This window comes from Flavivirga rizhaonensis (assembly GCF_004791695.1).
In the GTDB taxonomy this organism is placed as follows: domain Bacteria; phylum Bacteroidota; class Bacteroidia; order Flavobacteriales; family Flavobacteriaceae; genus Flavivirga; species Flavivirga rizhaonensis.
Genome location: NZ_SRSO01000007.1, coordinates 117,658 through 135,583, shown reverse-complemented (window position 1 = coordinate 135,583; position 17,926 = coordinate 117,658). Strand labels below are relative to the sequence as shown.

Sequence of the window (17,926 nt, the reverse complement as noted above, 5' to 3'; positions counted from 1 at the left end):
ATGGCAAGTAAACATATATATTATAGAATAATTGTTAGAGTGCTCTGTATTACGTTTACAGCTTTCGGGTTAGCGTATTTTAGTATTAATAAGCATCTTGATTATGGAGTTTATATTGGTGTCATTTTATGTTTTCAAGTTGTAGGTTTAATTAAATTTTTAAATAAAACCAATCGCAAAATAGCCTTCTTTTTTGAAGCCGTAGAGAACGATGATTCTGCTATACATTTTCCTATTCATACCAAAGATAAATCCGTAAAAGATTTACATAAAAGCTTAAATAAGCTTAACTTTTTAATCCAAAAAGTAAAAATAGAAAACAAACAGCAAGAACAATATTATCATTCTATTTTAGAGCAAGCAGCGATAGGTTTACTCACTTTAAATGAAAAAGGGCATATTTTATTAGCCAATAAAACAGCAAAAACACTGCTGAATTATGAGCAGTTGACTCATATAGAACAATTAAAACGTGTTGATGAAAAGTTATTTACTTTAATATCTCAATTAAAACCTTTTGACCAAAAACTAACCTCTATTACTAATGAGCGTGAAACCATACAATTAACCATACGATCCAAACCTATAATGGTTGGTAATGAAAATTTAATTTTAGTGATTATTCAAAATATTAATAGCGAATTAGATGAAAAAGAAACAGATGCTTGGGTAAAACTTTTTAGAGTGCTAACACATGAGATCATGAATTCTATTGCACCTATAACCTCATTATCTGAAACATTATCTACGATATACACAAAGAATAGTAAGGAGATACAGCCTTCAGAATTAAACGAAAAAGACATTGAAAAAACCATTAAAGGGCTAGAAGTAATTAAAGATCAAGGTAAAGACTTAACCAATTTTGTTGAGTCATATAGGTCGCTTACTAAAATTCCCAAACCAGAAAAAGAGATTGTCTTTGTTGAAACGCTATTTAATAAAATACGAATTCTGTCTAGTCAAAAAAAGGGTTTCCAAGATATAAAGTTTGAAGTCTCTATAAGGCCTGATAATTTAGAAATTTGCGCTGATGAAAAACAGATCATTCAAGTTTTATTGAACTTAGTTAAAAATGCCATCCAGTCTATAAATAAAATTAGTAATCAAGGGCTTATTCAGTTAAAAGGCGAAAAAGATGAACATAATAATGTTATAGTAAGTGTTACAGACAATGGGCTTGGTATTCCTTTAGAAATTCAAGATCAAATTTTCATTCCCTTTTTTACTACCAAAGAAGAAGGAACAGGTATCGGGTTAAGCCTTTCTAAACATATTATGAAGCTTCATGGCGGTAGCTTATATGTTTCATCAATCCCAAATAAAGAAACAACTTTTAGTTTAAAATTATAAAAAAAGCAGGAATTTCCTTCAGTCAATATTTAGTCAACCAAATTTATATATTTACAAATGAACATAAATATAATGGTTCTTAATCCTTCTCATTAAAATAAAAACATTTTAATGACCTAGATGGCTAATTGAAAATGCCATGTAGTCTTATATCTGCTTTGACTCACCTTACAAATGTATATATTAAAACAAAGACACGCTTAAAATGTATATAGAGATGCACACAGTTGCATAGAAGTATATTATATCAAGCTGCTGGTGGTACTAAAGTCTTGAGGTTTTTTGTTGATTAGTTTTATTTACAATTATAGAGTGTATTCCCAGATAAAAAGTTAGCAATTAAATAGAAAACTAAATATCATAAAAGAATCTCTACATAAAGTGTGTTTACAAAACTAAGGGGGAAAAGCAAGAGGGTAACACGCTACGCGATGTTACTTATTTATAATTTACTTTAAAACTCTGCGACCAAGGGGAGCAGACAAGATTGTGCCCACAGGCACACATCTTGAATTCCAAATCGAGATGGTCATTTTATGTGCAATTTACATTCGTCTTTCTAACCGTATCATGTCCTGACTTACTTTTCTCTCAATGACTTTCGCATAGATTTGAGTGGTTGTAATTTTAGAATGTCCTAATAGCTTAGAAACAGTTTCAATAGAAAAGCCAAGTTTATCATTTTGCGTAAACGTTCTATATGTTTCATAACTGTATTGTTTCCCATAGACTCTTGATACTTTAAAAAGCGTCCAAAGTCAATAATGAATTTGTAACTCAATTCAGAAAGAAACATACTGCACTAATTAGTTTATTTTCTTGTTGTAATTGCTGATGGCATTCAAACAATTTTAAATATACCTGATTTAAATAACTATTGATAATGGATACTTCGTGACTTAAACCTTTCAACCGGTTTTTAGTACTATCCCAGTTTGAAACGGCTAATTTTCTTTTTAGTGAAAGTTCTGCTCGTTTTCCATTGACTGTAATACGGGCATAGAGTGGGCTTTTTCATTTTTGGTATTGGCAAGTTTTAACCAAATCAGGATACTAAAGGTGTGAGCATTTTTCATACATTTTGTTTTTAAGAGTTAAACATTCAAAAACAAAAGTCAAATCAGACGCCTCTGTTACCTTTTTAGGTGATTTTAAAACAAGGTAACCGAATAGGTAACTTATTTTACCAAATCAATTCAAATAAAATGGATTGCCTTAAAACGACAAAACTTGATAATCATGAGATTACCAAGTTTTTATTACTAATTGATTTATTAAAAAGTCGGGGGGGCAGGATTAACCCCCTTTTCATACAACACTGTTAAACAGCTATTTACGCTGTCTTCTATAACTATGCACACCTATTTGTACACTAAAACTATAAAAAGAACTTTAAACATATAATTTGTTTCTCTTTGTTAATATAAAGGTACAAATTATATTAATATTAATGAAGATAACGTCATTAACTGCTTTTAGAGTTGTGATATACCGGGTACTTGCTTTTTCATTATCTATGATATTTGGTTTTTAATAAAGAATCTCGAGGCAGAGTCATTGGGGTATTAAACGGAATAAAAGTTTATTTTTAGTTTGCTGAAAACTTAAGGTTTTCAAGCTTTCCAATTCACTCCAACGCAGAGTGTCGAGGAATTCTATAGATTAAACAGTCTTAAAATTTATGTCCGAGTAAGAGTAACAAGTCCAAGAATTCTACTTTAGTAATGCTTAACTATTCTTTGAGTTGCGCTAGCATTAAAATAGGGTTGTCATTTTCATCTACACCCTCTATAATTTCTGATACTTGATGGGCTTCTTTAATAAATAGCATTAAACCAGATTTTTTATCTAATGGTATCAACTTTGCTACACCTGTTTTTAAAATATCATCTTCAAACCCACTTTTCATATTCATTTGCTTATTGCTTTTAAAATCATAACAAAAGAAATATTGTTGGCGGTTATAATTATATTCTGAAAAAAGGAAGTTTTTTGAACGGTATATATTTTTAAATAATAAGTGTTTATCTTTTTTTCTTTTAAAGTTTAGCTTTAAAAACGGCAACAATTTTTCATCATCAATTTTATATAGTGTATCTCTTATAATAGACTCTTTCATTAATACGGGATAATATAAATATAGTTGTTTCCCAAAGTTAGAAATATATTGGGCTCCCGAATAAAATGTCCCTGACTGTTTTTTTAAATCAATACTTTTTACTAAAATACTGTCTTTGACATTAAGTCTGCGGCTAACTTTGTGTAGTTTTGTTACATTCTTAAACTTGTTATTTTCTTGTTCTATTCCCATTTCTGTAGAAATAATCAGTAATTCTTCGTCTGTGAAAGACATAAATTCAACAAATTTTTTAAACTTAATACCCTGTTTTATTTTTCCATCAAAATTATAAGCTAATAACTTTTGTCCTGTAGCCATAAAGATAGTCTGCTCTTCTCCATCCACAGCTATTGAGTTAATACGACTATATTCATTAGGACCTCGACCTCTCTCCCCAATTTGCCTTATAAACTTTCCTTTTTTGTTAAATTGATAAAGATCAGAAGACAATACAAAATAATAATCCTTAGTCATAATTACACGACTAATAAATGATATCAGACAATCATCATTAGTTTCTAAAGGAATAGCTATTATTTCGTCAGCTATTTCTGAAAGATTAAATGTATTGTCATTTGTTTGAGCATCAATTACTAAAAAATCATTCGTTTTTTCCTGATTGCAAGAAATAATTAGAAAAACAAGTGCACAATAATAGAAAATTTTCATGCCTTTTATTTAAGTTTTACAATAAAGACAACAGAATCAGAATCATCACTCTCATTAAATATTTCTGGTAAATCATACTTACGTTTTGTGAAATACCCTAGTTCTTTTACATTGGTATTTCTTAAATTCACAAAACCTGTGTTTAGTATATCATCTTGTATTCCCGAGATTAGTTTTCTGTTTTTCCCCCATGATATCTTTATATTATTGCCAGTGTTATCCTTTATATTATAAAGATAAATATATGGTGTAGTACCACTCATATAACCAAATTTTATATAATTATTTAAACCACAGCTTAACGGCTTAATACTAAACGTGCTAGGAGAGTTGTTTTTTAAGTTAAATTGAAAAGCAGACATTTTATTTTCATTATCCATAATATATACTGTTTTTGTATGATCAACAGCAATAAATAGTTTGTTATCTGTAACTGAATAATCTGCAAGAATAGAGCCCTTAATTTTATTTTTAATAAATTTAGGCTTTAAATTTTCTTTATATTTCAATATAGTTTTTACTTTATTAGTTGTTCTATTTCTTTTTTCTACCGTATGAATAGCAATTCCTTTATCAAAATCAAATGATACATTTTCATTCCATAAACCATTATTAAAAGCACAAATAAATGAGTCGTTATTATTCTTTGAATATTCAAAATCTCCTTGACTATTAAATACAGCATATTTTTTGTGTTTATTTTTATACCGAACATATATTTTATCATCACTATAAAAAAGCCCTGTTACCTCCATAAGCTCTCCCGTTTCTTTATTTTTGCGATCCAATTCTTTTATAAAGTTACCTTTTAAATCAAATTGCAATACATATTCTGGAAATCCTTTATTCTCCTCACTTCCAGATAATACATACAAAAAATTATCAATTAATAATATTTTACTTATTTTATATAGCGACAAGTTATTAGGTTTTGATAGAGTAACCATTGTAATCTCTTCAACAATTTGAGATAAACTAAAGGAGGTACTCTTTTTTACATCAACCTCAATTATTTTTGATTTTTCTTGTGATTGTAAGGAAAAGTTAAATAGAGCTAAGGTTATTACAAGTAATATTTTCTTCATTTTTTTAATTTTAATTATATTAGGTTACTAATTTGAGTGAAATCCGCTAGTTTGCTCCTTTTAAAAATATATTTGTACTAGTTAAACCTACTCCTTAATATTTATTAGTGACTGTGTCTTTAAAAACTTTAACAAGACTACTCTTTTTAATTTTTAAGATCTTTTATAAGGTTAATATTAAAAGATTTTTTTTCACCTATTTTTACTTCTTGTGATTGATAACCTTTATGAGAAATATCAAGAATTTGATTTGATAAAGCTCTAATGACGAAATCACCATCTATATTACACTTAACTCCACTATCAACTCCCCTCACAATAATGATTGCCTGTATGCCTTCTCCATCTTCATTTACAATTTTACCTTTAATAATCTCAGTTTTAGCATTGGTAATATTTTCCAAATAATTAGATTTATTAATTTTGTTTTGTGAGGTACTATTTTTGCTAAAAACCAAGATCAATACAAATACTAAGAATATTATTCCACTTTTATTTATTATTATTTTTAGTTCGTTTTTTCTAATATTCATCATATCCAATCTTTTTTTTGTTACAATAAAATTAAAATTGTTTACCAAATGAACTCTATAATTTGAGGCTATTCCTATTAGCATTTTCTGATAAGAATAAACGTTCTTATGTTTTTCAACAACCTTATTATCAGCAATAAATTCGTGATTTAATTTGATTGCTTTTTTATATATTATAAATAATGGGTTGAACCAGAATAACAAATGAACCAATTCAATTAGAATAACATCAAGTGTATGTAATTGTTTCACATGGGTTAATTCATGAGTAAGCACTTCATCTGCAACTCTTTTACTGTTGTAATTTGATTTATTCAAAAAAATGTACTTAAAAAAAGTATGAGATTCGGTTTCTCTTTCTAACAATACTAAATTGGAATTTTTATAAACAACTTTTTTATTAACTCTAATTGTTTTGTAAATAGCAGCTAGATTTTTAATAAAACGGAATACTAACACAACAAACACCAGTAAATATCCAATCCAAAAATATAGATTACTAATACTTCTTTCAGTTTGCCCAGAAGTTACTAAACTAGAACTAGACTCAGTACTAACCACCAAAGGTTTTAGCGTTTCTTGGCTTGAAAAATATTCAACATACAACTGATCAAATGATAATCCAAAATCTATAGAAATATCTAATATTGGTATGAACAGGGATAAAAAAATAGCGCTTAACAAATAAAACCGATTGAATTGATGCATCTTTTCTCTTTCTAAAAAAAGATAGTATAACCCAATAAAAAAGGCTAAGCATAGTGTTGATTTGATAATATAAATTAACATTACTTTTTACTTTTTAGTTGTTTGTCTAGAATATCTTTTAATTGGTTTAACTCCTCTTCTGAAAAATCAGTTGTTCTTGTAAAAAATGATGCAAACTGTGAAGTACTCTCGTTGAATAAACCCTTAATTAACTCTTTTATTTGATACGAGGAATAGCCTGATTTTTTAACCTTTGGGAAATACTCTCTTGATTTGCCAATAGTTTTATAGCCAATAAAACCTTTTTTGGATAATCTTTTTATAAGCGTAGAAATTGTTGTTGATGCAGGTTTTGGCTCGGGATACTCATTCAGCAAATCCTTCATAAATGCCTTATTGATTTTCCACAAATATTTCATTACTTGTTCTTCGGCTTTTGGAAGTTGCATACTACATGTTTTTATTTTACATCTACAAATGTAGACAATAATTATTAAGTCTACAAATGTAGACCAAAGTAAATATAGTATAGTTAATTATGCTAATTATTTTAGCTATTAAAATTAGTGCGTAATTCGCTCTTATCAGTTTAGTCATAGTTAACAATTATAGAGAGTATTTCTCCGATAAGAAGTTATAAATTAATAGAGCTAAATATCATATAAATACTTCTATGAAAACTATTAATGTAAAACTAAGGAGAATTTCTATGTTAAAACCAAAGAAAAAATGAAAAATTTAAGTCATAAAAACACAGCATATTTAAGCGACTCTTTTTTGATACGGTTTTTGTCGTTTAATAACAGCACAAACTCTCAAAACGAGTTTGTTTCTAACATTGTTAAGTACGAGCATTTTATTTTTTCCTTCATTGGCTTTTCTTTCATAATAGATTTTAAGTTCTGGGTCATGTCGAACAGCAGACAAAGCACACATATGCAATTGCTTTTTCATTGTTTTGTTAGCGATATGATGTACCCTGGATCTTTTCTGGACACTAGAGCCAGAAGAGCAAGAGGGTAACACGCAGAGCGATGTTACTTATCTAGTATTTAACTGAAAATCAAATAAATACACCTGTTTTAGAATTTTATTTTTTTGTAATTTAACGCAAAAATGAAGCAAGTAAAATAAAGGATCCATTGTAACAATTCAATAAAATATGGATGATTTTAATACGATTCGGTTAAAGAAAAAGGTCATCGAAAAATTCAAAGAATATTCAAAAAAACAAGTCCCAGTCACTCTGAAACGCTTGATTATATGATTGCTTTTTTTGAAGATACTGGACTTTCTCCTTCATGACACCATAAACAATTTTTGATTTTTTGTAAACGGTCGCTGCTTGTAAACTCGGTAGCTTCTATTAGCTGCAATTCTCTTTCATTTAAAAACTGCCTGTCGTATTTATTATACTTTAATTGAAATTGGCTAAACGGGCTTTTGTTCATCCATTCTAGTTTGATGGCTAGGTTTACCATTTTTTTAAAACGCTCCAAATGTTTCATCACGCCATTATTAGATAACAGCAATTCATTTTTGTAGTTTTTGTAGGTTCTCAGGTAATGTTCAAAATCTGTGATAAATCTAAAATTCAATTGTTTTAAATAGATATCTTTCAGTCTCTTTTTCTTCCGTAAAACTTCTGCAAGTATCGTTCCGTTGTGTAATAATTCTTCATCGTTCCTGCTTTTAGAACGTGAATCATATTGCCATTATGATAAGCAATTAACTCTTTTAAGGTTTTACTATTATCATCTTCTCCCAAATATCGAGACTTTATGGCATTCGAGGTTATTATTTTATCCTCTTCTACAAGCTGTTTGTGGCATTGGAGTAGTTTACCATACACTTGGTCTAAATAGGCGTTCAGGGCTCTTATTTTTTCTGAATTTCCCCTACCCTTGTTTTTGGTGGAATCCCATTGTATGGAATTTGCACACCTTTTTAGACTGATTTCGGCTCTTTTACCGTTAACGTTTATGCGTGCATAAATGTTAAGCTCTTCGAGGTTGCTTCTTGATTTTCTAGTGAAAAAAGTAATGGAAAAGGTGCTTGTTCTCCGCTGAAACGATGTTTCAAAAGAAACATAAAATTTCAAAAACCCTTTAAACTCAGTGTTTAAAGGGTTTTCTTTTTTTGACTATTTTCAAATCGCACATAAAAACGCATAGTTTAGTTACCCTATTGGTTACCCTATCGCATTTTAGGTTCGATTCCAAACTTAGGGTAACTACTTTTTAAGAATTCGCAGCGAATTCGCCTAAAACATTAGGCTATCAAAATGTTTTTAAATCAATTAGTACTAATTTAAAAACTAAGCTATGCTTAAAATTATTTATTTTATCAAATCGGAAAAGTCAAATAGTAATGACGAATGCCCTATTTACGCCAAAATTTCTTATCAAGGTAAAAGTATTACCATGAGCACTGGTAAATACATTAGTAAAGAGCGTTGGAAATTTACCAGCAATTTAAGAGGACCTTTAAGGATTCAAAAAGAAAAAGTTATTAAAGCTTCTCTAGACTCACTGGCTATGTTATTTGAAACAAAATTCAATTTATTACTTAAAAACAATGCTACTATTAATCTTAATGAAATTAAAATTGACATTCTTGGAAAAAAGCAAGTCAAAACTAAAACCAAAATAGGTTTACTTGACATATTTGATATTCATAATAAAGATTTTGAAAGAAAAGTGAAATATGGAGAACGCTCTCCTGCTTCTTTACAAAAATATGATCGAGCCAAAAACTTAATTAAAATATTCTTACGCAAAAAATATAAAATTGATAATATAGCTGTGGAAAAAATTACAGGTGCATTTATACATAACCTTGAATCCTTTTTAAAGTATGAAAGCGAGTATAAAGGAAGAGTTGGAATACAAAACAATTCAGTAGTGAAGTATTTCAAAACTTTTAAGACCGTATGTAATTTCGGAATTAAACTAGACTTAATAGTTAAAAACCCGTTTTCAAAATATGACGGCAAATTACAGAAAAAAGACGCTACATTTTTAACACAAGAAGAATTGAATAAAATTGAAGAAAGGGTATTTAAAATTGAACGGTTGGAAAAAGTAAAAGATATATTCCTTTTTAGTTGCTACACCGGGTATGCACCTATTGATGCGGAAAGCTTAACATCAGAAAATTTAATCTGTAGTAATGATGGAGATTTATGGATAATTACTGATAGAATTAAAACTGGTATTAGAGCTAACGTCCCTGTTTTACCACCAGTTCAAAGAATTATTAAAAAATATAAGTACAAACAAGAAACATTAATTCCTAAAATATCCAATCAAAAAATGAATGCTTATTTAAAAGAAATTGCAGATATATGTGGAATTGCTAAAAACTTAACTTGGTACGTCGCAAGACACACTTTTGCAACAACAGTAACCTTAGGAAACGGAGTTAGATTGGAAAATGTTTCAGCTATGATGGGACATTCAAATATAAAACAGACTCAACATTATGCTAAGGTACTGGATTCAAACGTATTGGACGATATGCAAAAACTAAAATTGAAATATAAATAGCTGATAAAAAATAATTGCGATTTTGTCTAAAAATCGCAATTAGAATCTTAAAACTCATAAGTTTTATGGATTGGATATAATATATTTGTTTACATATCTTAAAAATTATGGATTATAATTTCGCACATAAAACAGATCAAGCTATAATTGAATTTTCAAAATTTAACATTGAGTTTAGTGAAAAAAACAAAAGCTATTTATTTAATAATCAATGGATAAATATTAAAATTGACTCGTATCACAATGAACAAATAGATAGAATTAAAAATCTATTACACATTCAATTAAACGCAGGTTTAAATCATAAAGAATATCTACAAAACCTCTTAGATATTTTGAATAAGAGAATTATTTGGTTGCTTGAAAACAACTATAATTTGCCTATTTTTTTCGAAAACTATTCAATCAAAAAAACAGATTACGATTATCTTCTCCCAGCACGCAATTCAAATAAAAGTAGTTTTAAAAAATTTTTTAATAATTCTCCAGTACCAAATTCATCTGAAATGCGAATCTTCTGGTTTTTAGAACTATTTAAAAAGGAATTTAATGACTTCAAAGACGAATTAGATTTTGAAAAAGGATTACTACTTTATTCAATTAAGTCTTATAGACATGCATTATCAATTCTATCTGAATATATCAAATCATTACATCAGTATGTAGAATTTACAGATTTCAAAAGTTTAAACTTAGTAAATTCAAATGAGGTAAAACAAACGCAAAGAAATGTTAAGATTTGTAATTTTAATCTGGATAAAAAAAATATTGCACATTTGTTTAGAATTCTAATCGAAGAAAAACTAATTGTATTTGATGAATTTAATGATTCAAAAAATCTTACTGAAATGAAAAGTTTTGTTGAGAAAAACTTCACTTATCAAAATAAGAAAAAGGAAAGAATGGCTATTGATAAATTGAATCGAGAATACTCAGAAGCAAGTTGGCGCCTAGAGGATGTGGATAAAATTAGACACAATAAGCTAATTGATAAGCTAGTTTTAACATTGCAGACTAGAAAAGCTAATCTTAAATATTAAATTCGCTGCGAATTCGCTATTAAACTAAAGTTATTTTAAAACAACTCTTTTTCTTTGAGACATATTAAAACAGAAAAATATGTCTGATCATTCACAAGAAATAACAATACCGACAATAAAAGCAATAGAGAGTTTGCTCGAGCCGATTTTATTGAAATTGGATTCAATTAAGAACTGTACTTCACAGGCTCCTTTAAATTCAAAAACGAATAAATATTATCGAAATTCTGATTTAAAAAATCTATTTGGTATTTCATCAAATACTATTATTAAATACAGAGAAACTGGCGTTCTTCCTTACACTAAGTTGGGTGATGTTTATCTGTATGAAGTCAAAGCCATAAATGATATCTTAAATAATAATAAAATTAGCTTATAACATGGAAATTAAATACAAAACAGATCCTCTTACAAAAGAGAAATTTATCCCAAAGAAAATAAGTCAAAAATTTGCAACACCAGCTAATAGAATCAAATACAACAATAAAAAAGCAAGCAAATTAAATCAGGAAAGAGCTTTTTTTGATGGACCTTGTCGTAAAAGTCATAGCGTTTTAAAATCACTATTTGAAATTGATCCAACAAAATCACATAATATGCATTTCCTTATGGGCAAAGGAGTTGATTTTACAGCATCTAATCATCAAGCTAATACCAATTATGGAACACTTCCCGCATATTACAATTACGCCCTTAGAAACATCCCTAATACAGATTTATACCAAATTATAAAACTATGATTGATTTTAGAGAAATTCAGGTAGTTGATAATACTTTTGAATTAACGAACACAATAGCTCAAAACGAAGAATTGACAAAAAATAATAAACATCTCTTTTATTTAGTATTAGCCTCTACATTAGTTTTAATTGTAGCTAGTTTATATTTTTCCAAGAAAAATTATACTGAAGATTCAAAAGATAAAATGTCTTAACATAAAATTATTTTAAAAAACAATTTTATCCTTTTCTAATCTAGAATATTATTTTATAAAACAATATTCTAGTATTTTTTTCAAAAAAGAAAACGCAAATGCAGCCATATTTGATGCAAATTAATTCGTATTAATAGGTGTTAACATAAAATAAATACGTCATGAAATTGCTTTAATCACCTATTAATCTGACTCAAAATAGTAGTATCAGTTATCTTATCATCGTCAGCTAATAAAAAGGCTTTACTTAAAACCAAAGAAAGTCCTCTATCCCCTTCAAACGGAAGAAACACATTTTCTGTATTCACTGCTTTTCCACGAGCTGGAACAATACATAAATACTCATCATTAGGTTCCATCAAAATATTCGTACTTCCAATATGGATCTTATAAACTCTTTTCTTCCCTTTTATTTTCAAAAACTTACCTTCAAAAGAAGCTACTTTTCCTATTTTTAATCTAGGCACTAATTTTTCAAGTATATCTTTTCTTGTTTTCGCTACTTCGGTTAATTCACCAAATGAATAACTTGTCCAATAATCTCTATACTGTGGCAATCCTCCATTATCTCTCCATTCGGGATCGTTACCTACACTAGCAACACCAACAAAAAGATCAACATCCCTCATAATTTCAGAAAGGATAATCTTAGGGATTTCGATTAAATCTTTTACCTCGTTTTCGCTATCAATAAAGCGCACTTGATCCGTAGCAATATAATCCCATATTCCTGCATCATTAAATGCGTCATCTACATTGATTTCATTAATCCAAAATTGGGCTTCTAAATTATATTCCTTTAATGCAATCTTAGCAATGTCTCCATCTCTCCCATCATCATAAGCTCCCATTAGTGAATAATGCCAGCCTCTTATACCTGTAAGCGCTTTAAACTGATGTTGCTTCAATAAATGGGCAGCCATTCTATTGCTGTAAGTCTTTGTATTAACTTCTGCATCCGTTAGAACATATACTTCTCTATAAGCCTGTTTTAATGCCTGCTTTACCTCTAATGTCTCTAATCTATTCCTCCAGTTCAGAACCTCATCAACGCTAGCATTAATCGGATGCCATAATCTAACTTCCGTTTGGCTATCAACCCATTGTAATTCATTATTTTCAACATCTTTCCATTTTCCTTCTCTCCAAGTTGCTGAAACTTCTTTTTTATCACTTTTAAAATTCCAAATTAAATCTTTAGCTATAAAGCTTACTAATCCATGATTTAAATAATACTTTAAAAAATTATCATAAATCCAAATTCTATCATACAAATACAATCGATCAATTCTATCCCTTTGAGCAGTTAAATACTTCTTAATTTGAGCAACAGTTTCTTTAGCCTTTTTCAAGACCTGCTTATGTTTTGCAGATTCTTTAATAAATGATGGTGCTGTTTTTTGAATACTCCCATCAGGTTTTATCCATGATAGCTGTACTTTTCCTAATGCTTCAATTTCTATTTTTAGAGTATAGTCATCGAAAGCATAGCTTTTAAATCCGTCAACTAAACCAAAATCAGGAATAGATAACTCTTCTATTTCTGAAGTAGATATGCCCAATTTCTGCGATGACGATTCTATATAATTTTCTATAAGTTTTTTTGTGTTATTTTGTTTGATTTTAAGTTTTAATCTGGACAAATGACTAATTCCTTCTAGTCCTCGAGTATTACCCAAAGTATAAATGCAAGCATTACCAACACCAGCAGCCGTTGGACCAACACCCGGCACTTTTTCAAAACAACGCTCCGTTAATTTAGCAATGACACTAAGTGTTTTTGAATCATGAAATTTGGACATACTCCAAATAAGTCCTTTTAGAAAAATAAGATTCTTTTCATGTAAATATTCTGAACTCACATAATTATAAACTTCACCTCCTGGATACTTTATTTCTCTTGGCGTATCGACAGCTTTTAAAGAGCTACATAAACTCAACCACTCATGTGTTGAGTTCTTATATTTTGCTAACCCAATACCATCGATAATTTCACTGGTTGTTTTTAAATATTTTTGAGTCGGTTTTGAACCTGTAGCCTTCATGAATAAATGAAATAATGCATACCATTGGTCTTTTAATTCTTCTTTTAAATTAGTTATTTGTGGATTAACTATTTGAGCTAGTCTATCATCTGACAAGTTATATGGGGCGACTCTCCCTTCTTCATTTTCACTTTCGAAAACTATTTTTTCAACTTTAACTCTTACCTTTTCTATATCGGCACCCCAATAATGTTTTGTTAACTTAAATTGTGGAGATTCCAATAGGCCTTTAAGAAATGTTTTCAGTTTGTCATCTAAGCCATTCTTTTTAACAATACGCTCTATTTGTTGTACTGTAAATCCAATAGGCCAGTCAGTGAAATTTCTTTTTTTGGTTTTATCAGACTCTATAAACTCATTAATCATCTTAATAATTTCATCAGTAGAAAAATCAAGGTTACTTCGCATTAATAAGTTAAATAACTCTGAATATGTATAACTTTTTTGCCATACATGTTCTCTACTCTGATGGCTTCCCGGCTTTGAGGATAAGATTTCATATTTTTTTATAGGCTCAATCAAATAAAATAACAATTCCTTTTTCATTTCGATATCAAGAGCCTTTATGGAATTATATGCTTTTAATTTACTTAATGAACTTGTGGAAATATAACTACCATATTCATTCTTATAATAACCCTCAGATATTAATTCATCAAGCAATATCTCAAATTGCTTATTCGAAGTATACTCTACACTTTCTTTTTTTGTAAATAAACTTTTTAAACTATCTTTTATTCCCATAATAATTACCCCCCAACCAGTTGTGTTAATTTAACGAAGCTTATCTCGGTAGTTTTACTTACTAACACCTCTTGCTCTAAATCTTCTGCCTGCTGGTCGTCTATTAAAATAAAATACCCATTCTTATAAAATGCATCCCAAGCAATCAAAACTTGTTTCTCAACATCTATCTTTTTCTTACGATCTTTAAGCTTAAACCCATTCAAAGTTTTTTCCGCATTGGTAGGCTGGATAAGTCCATTAAAATATTCTGGAAGTTTGTTATTATATGCCTTAACCTCTGATTCTACTCTAGCTGCTATTAGCTCTTTAACTGTGGTTCTTTCATTCTTAACAGCAATCCTAATTTGATTCAGAATATCGCCTGTGAATGTGACGTCTTTTAGTATTAGTTCCATAATTTTTAAACTAAGATTAATTTTGTGTTTATTCTTGCAATGCCATTCTTCTTGTAAATTCCTTAAAACTCACGCATCTATTTGGTGGTACAGAAGCTGCAATCCAGTTTTTCCCTCTACCCTTTTTAATACCAGGATCTTTACGAAGTGGTTTAATCAGTCTTACAGGTTCATCAAGAAAGTAATACGTATAAACTCTCTCATCATTATCTAACCCTACTCCATCTTCCCATGATTTTAAAAGCTCTTCATCTTTAGTAAATTTAAATAATTCTGTTCTAGCGTTTACAATTTCTTTAGGCTTCATTGTAAGCGTTCCCAACACTTTAGATAAATAACTAATACCTTCACCTTCTTCTTGTTTTGCTTTTCGTGTAAAGTGTGGTGCGAAATAAAGAGGAATACCGAAAGTTTCGAATCTCATATATACCCTAAAGGTTTTATATCGTTTCATCTCTGTTGGATCTGATAGATCTTGGATTAGTATTTCTTTTTGTTCATTCATATTGTATGTTCTTAATGCAAATTGAGAAAACTCTTTTATTAAAGGAATAGCTAAATGTTTTCTTGAGGTATATAAATCTATAATTTCTAACCAACCTAAATAACTTACGTCTACATTCTCAACTTTTTGTTTGGTTGAGTCTCGCTCCTGTGTAATAAAGCATAAAATATTTTGTGGACATTCTGGTTTAAAATCCCTAATGTATTGCGTACGTTGTTCTGTGACTTTTCCTTTTCTAACCTTACACTCTATAATAACGTGAAACCGATTTGGATAACTAATTTCTATATCTGTACGGTTTCTATTGCGTTTACGCTCTATCTCAACTTTAATTTTACTAAAGTTATTTTCTGTATTTTTTAATTTAACTCCAAGATGTCTTAAAAACGAAAACATAGCCTCACGCTCTCTGCCTAGAACAAATGCAAAACCTTTAGATAAAGCCACTTCGTTTTTACCCAACAACGAAAAGCGATTGAGAATAGAATAGTTTTGACCTAATTCTTTTATGACCATTTCTAGATAAAAACCTTATTTATTTGTTAGCTTTCTAAAACCTCTAATGATTTGATATATAAAAACACCTAAAATAATTCTATGAAATAAATCTAAAAACTGAAGCCAGCCACTATCAATCTCTCCATAAGTAGAAGAAAATTTTCTAACAGGATTAAATAATTGCCAAAACACATCTAAATTATTAAACCATTCAGATAAAGTACTACTGACATCCTGCCAACTTGATGCTAATGTGTAGTTTATTTTAGTTGAGAATATTGGTAACATTACAAGGTAAAACCCTATAGTAATGAGAAAAATAATCCATGTTGGTTTCCACCAGCTTAGACCAAAGTTATTGGTTTGACTAACGGTCATTATTATCTTATCGCTAGGCTTATAATCTTTACCACTACTCTTCAACTCATTTCTATAAGCCTCCATTTCGCGAGCTTTAAATAATAAACTATCTATTTGATTGCCTGAACTAGAAAGTGCATGTTTTAATTGTCTTGAAATCTCACGAATGCCTCTTTGTTTATCTTGTTCTGATACATTTGAAACAATTTCAAGTTTGTTGTTATCAAACCACTTAACATTTGAAGCCTTAATCCTATCCAGTGAAATATTATCAATTCTTATAACGTCAAATGATGCTAAATCAAATTCATTAAATCTTGCAGAACCAAAGTCACTATTACTAAGGTTTAATGGACTATTTGATGTCGCAGAACATTTATCGAAACTTAAATCACTATAGTTTGTGAAATTGTTAAATAAAACAAATCTAAAGACCATTCTCTTAAATAATAATTTAAGATTTTGATTGATTCCAGATACTTGTAGGTCATCAACTTTCCAATTGTCAAAATTTACAATTCCTTCAAAACTTGGCGATAACCTCAACGTTATTTTCTCGATAGGAAGACAAAGACCATTAAAGTCTGCTCCTTCAATAAATTTTGCTTCAGTTATAAATATTTGATCACAATTTGCCTTATTTGCACCATGCAAATCTCTGTTTTCTAGTTCAAACTTTTTATTAAACACATCTCTATGAATAAAAAGACCTTTTATTCGAGAAGCCTCTATATTAAAAGTTCCATTAAAAACATTATCGTTAAAAGTAAAACTTGTTGGACATTCTACATTCCAGAACTTGCTCCATTCTTTTATTTTACACCTTAAAATAGAAATATCTCCTTTTAATGTTTCTACCCTTAGGTTACCATCTATAGTTGTGTTGCGTAATTCTAATTCAAAATCACCTCTTGTAATATCTAGTATGTTATTTATTGTGCTGTCTTTTATTTTGAAACCTCTCTCTATAACGGCAGTATTAACACTCACTCTATCAAATTCTGAATTAGAGTCAATAATAAAAGATCGTTGTAATTTATTTTTGTAACCTAAAAATATATGTTGCCCCTTACACTTAGATATTAAAACTGAACAATTATAAGGGTTATTAGTATGTTGATCATCTGAAGAAGTCACTTCATTAAAAACCAAACCTAATTTAAATTCGCAATGTTTAAAAATCAATCCATGTTTAATATCTACTTGATTTATACTAACTGGCTTATTAAAAATTAAATTTTCAATTATCCTATAATTCCAATTGACTATAGAAGAACTAATAGTTACCTCAAAATCTATCTCATCTCCATCACCGTGTATATGCCCATTTTTTAATGCCTTATAAAAATTTTCTTCACCTGAAATAATACTTGCCATATTTACATAT

General features: G+C 29.1%; 19 protein-coding genes and 1 pseudogene. 6 read left to right on the top strand and 14 right to left on the bottom strand.

The features are described 5' to 3' along the window. Entirely contained in the window at positions 1-1,353 is a 1,353-nt protein-coding gene (locus EM932_RS06980; RefSeq protein WP_135876463.1) for a sensor histidine kinase, read from the top strand. A gap of 545 nt (positions 1,354-1,898) precedes the next feature. Here EM932_RS06980 and EM932_RS21465 read toward each other — a convergent pair. The 10 genes and pseudogenes from EM932_RS21465 to EM932_RS21185 form a co-directional block, all read right to left on the bottom strand. Beyond that, positions 1,899-2,024 (bottom strand): annotated as a pseudogene (locus EM932_RS21465) (site-specific integrase); the annotation flags it as partial. Then, entirely contained in the window at positions 1,991-2,149 is a 159-nt protein-coding gene (locus EM932_RS21405; RefSeq protein ID WP_170179748.1) for a phage integrase SAM-like domain-containing protein, read from the bottom strand. The pseudogene EM932_RS21465 and the gene EM932_RS21405, both read right to left, overlap by 34 nt. After that, positions 2,131-2,346: an Arm DNA-binding domain-containing protein gene (locus EM932_RS21400; protein WP_135876513.1), complete on the bottom strand. Its 216-nt coding sequence runs from the start codon at positions 2,344-2,346 to the stop codon at positions 2,131-2,133. The genes EM932_RS21405 and EM932_RS21400 overlap by 19 nt, the downstream gene beginning before the upstream one ends. 739 nt (positions 2,347-3,085) lie before the next feature. Then, complete coding sequence (locus EM932_RS06970) at positions 3,086-4,141, bottom strand: 6-bladed beta-propeller (protein WP_135876462.1); 1,056 nt, start codon at positions 4,139-4,141, stop codon at positions 3,086-3,088. Positions 4,142-4,146: 5 nt separating this feature from the next. Continuing rightward, the gene (locus EM932_RS06965; protein ID WP_135876461.1) at positions 4,147-5,226 is read right to left on the bottom strand and encodes a hypothetical protein; all 1,080 of its coding nucleotides are present in this window, start codon (positions 5,224-5,226) and stop codon (positions 4,147-4,149) included. Positions 5,227-5,372: 146 nt separating this feature from the next. Then, positions 5,373-6,548 carry a M56 family metallopeptidase gene (locus tag EM932_RS06960; RefSeq protein WP_135876460.1) on the bottom strand — a complete coding sequence of 392 codons (1,176 nt, stop codon included), beginning with the start codon at positions 6,546-6,548 and terminating at the stop codon, positions 5,373-5,375. Beyond that, entirely contained in the window at positions 6,548-6,916 is a 369-nt protein-coding gene (locus tag EM932_RS06955) for a BlaI/MecI/CopY family transcriptional regulator (protein WP_135876459.1), read from the bottom strand. Before EM932_RS06955 ends, EM932_RS06960 begins: the two co-directional genes overlap by 1 nt. Positions 6,917-7,229: 313 nt before the next feature. Beyond that, the gene (locus tag EM932_RS06950) at positions 7,230-7,493 is read right to left on the bottom strand and encodes a transposase (protein WP_135876458.1); all 264 of its coding nucleotides are present in this window, start codon (positions 7,491-7,493) and stop codon (positions 7,230-7,232) included. A 233-nt stretch (positions 7,494-7,726) separates the two neighbouring features. Further along, positions 7,727-8,089, bottom strand: coding sequence for a phage integrase SAM-like domain-containing protein (locus EM932_RS21190; protein WP_369074043.1), 363 nt, complete (start codon positions 8,087-8,089; stop codon positions 7,727-7,729). Further along, on the bottom strand, positions 8,086-8,568 hold the full coding sequence (locus tag EM932_RS21185; protein ID WP_246040951.1) for an Arm DNA-binding domain-containing protein: 483 nt from the start codon (positions 8,566-8,568) through the stop codon (positions 8,086-8,088). Before EM932_RS21185 ends, EM932_RS21190 begins: the two co-directional genes overlap by 4 nt. Before the next feature lie 223 nt (positions 8,569-8,791). Here EM932_RS21185 and EM932_RS06940 point away from each other — a divergent pair, with 223 nt between their 5' ends. From EM932_RS06940 to EM932_RS06920, 5 genes are all read left to right on the top strand, one after another. Continuing rightward, positions 8,792-10,015, top strand: coding sequence for a site-specific integrase (locus tag EM932_RS06940; RefSeq protein ID WP_135876457.1), 1,224 nt, complete (start codon positions 8,792-8,794; stop codon positions 10,013-10,015). Between the two features lie 107 nt (positions 10,016-10,122). Continuing rightward, on the top strand, positions 10,123-11,055 hold the full coding sequence (locus EM932_RS06935; protein WP_135876456.1) for a hypothetical protein: 933 nt from the start codon (positions 10,123-10,125) through the stop codon (positions 11,053-11,055). A gap of 79 nt (positions 11,056-11,134) precedes the next feature. Next, complete coding sequence (locus EM932_RS06930; RefSeq protein ID WP_135876455.1) at positions 11,135-11,434, top strand: helix-turn-helix domain-containing protein; 300 nt, start codon at positions 11,135-11,137, stop codon at positions 11,432-11,434. A 1-nt stretch (position 11,435) separates the two neighbouring features. Then, positions 11,436-11,795, top strand: a complete 360-nt coding sequence (locus EM932_RS06925) for a hypothetical protein (protein ID WP_135876454.1) — start codon at positions 11,436-11,438, stop codon at positions 11,793-11,795. Beyond that, a complete protein-coding gene (locus EM932_RS06920) occupies positions 11,792-11,989 on the top strand; it encodes a hypothetical protein (protein WP_135876453.1) in 198 nt (65 codons plus the stop codon). Before EM932_RS06925 ends, EM932_RS06920 begins: the two co-directional genes overlap by 4 nt. A 176-nt stretch (positions 11,990-12,165) precedes the next feature. Here the strand turns inward: EM932_RS06920 and EM932_RS06915 are convergent, their stop codons facing one another. From EM932_RS06915 to EM932_RS06900, 4 genes are read right to left on the bottom strand one after another with little or no spacing between them, the layout of a single operon-like run. Continuing rightward, positions 12,166-14,778 (bottom strand): DUF4132 domain-containing protein, encoded by a 2,613-nt coding sequence (locus tag EM932_RS06915; RefSeq protein ID WP_135876452.1) that lies wholly within the window; start codon positions 14,776-14,778, stop codon positions 12,166-12,168. A gap of 5 nt (positions 14,779-14,783) precedes the next feature. Beyond that, positions 14,784-15,176 carry a hypothetical protein gene (locus EM932_RS06910; protein ID WP_135876451.1) on the bottom strand — a complete coding sequence of 131 codons (393 nt, stop codon included), beginning with the start codon at positions 15,174-15,176 and terminating at the stop codon, positions 14,784-14,786. Positions 15,177-15,204: 28 nt separating this feature from the next. Next, positions 15,205-16,197: a PD-(D/E)XK nuclease family protein gene (locus tag EM932_RS06905; protein WP_135876450.1), complete on the bottom strand. Its 993-nt coding sequence runs from the start codon at positions 16,195-16,197 to the stop codon at positions 15,205-15,207. A 15-nt stretch (positions 16,198-16,212) separates the two neighbouring features. After that, on the bottom strand, positions 16,213-17,916 hold the full coding sequence (locus EM932_RS06900; protein WP_135876449.1) for a hypothetical protein: 1,704 nt from the start codon (positions 17,914-17,916) through the stop codon (positions 16,213-16,215). Positions 17,917-17,926: the final 10 nt, after the last annotated feature.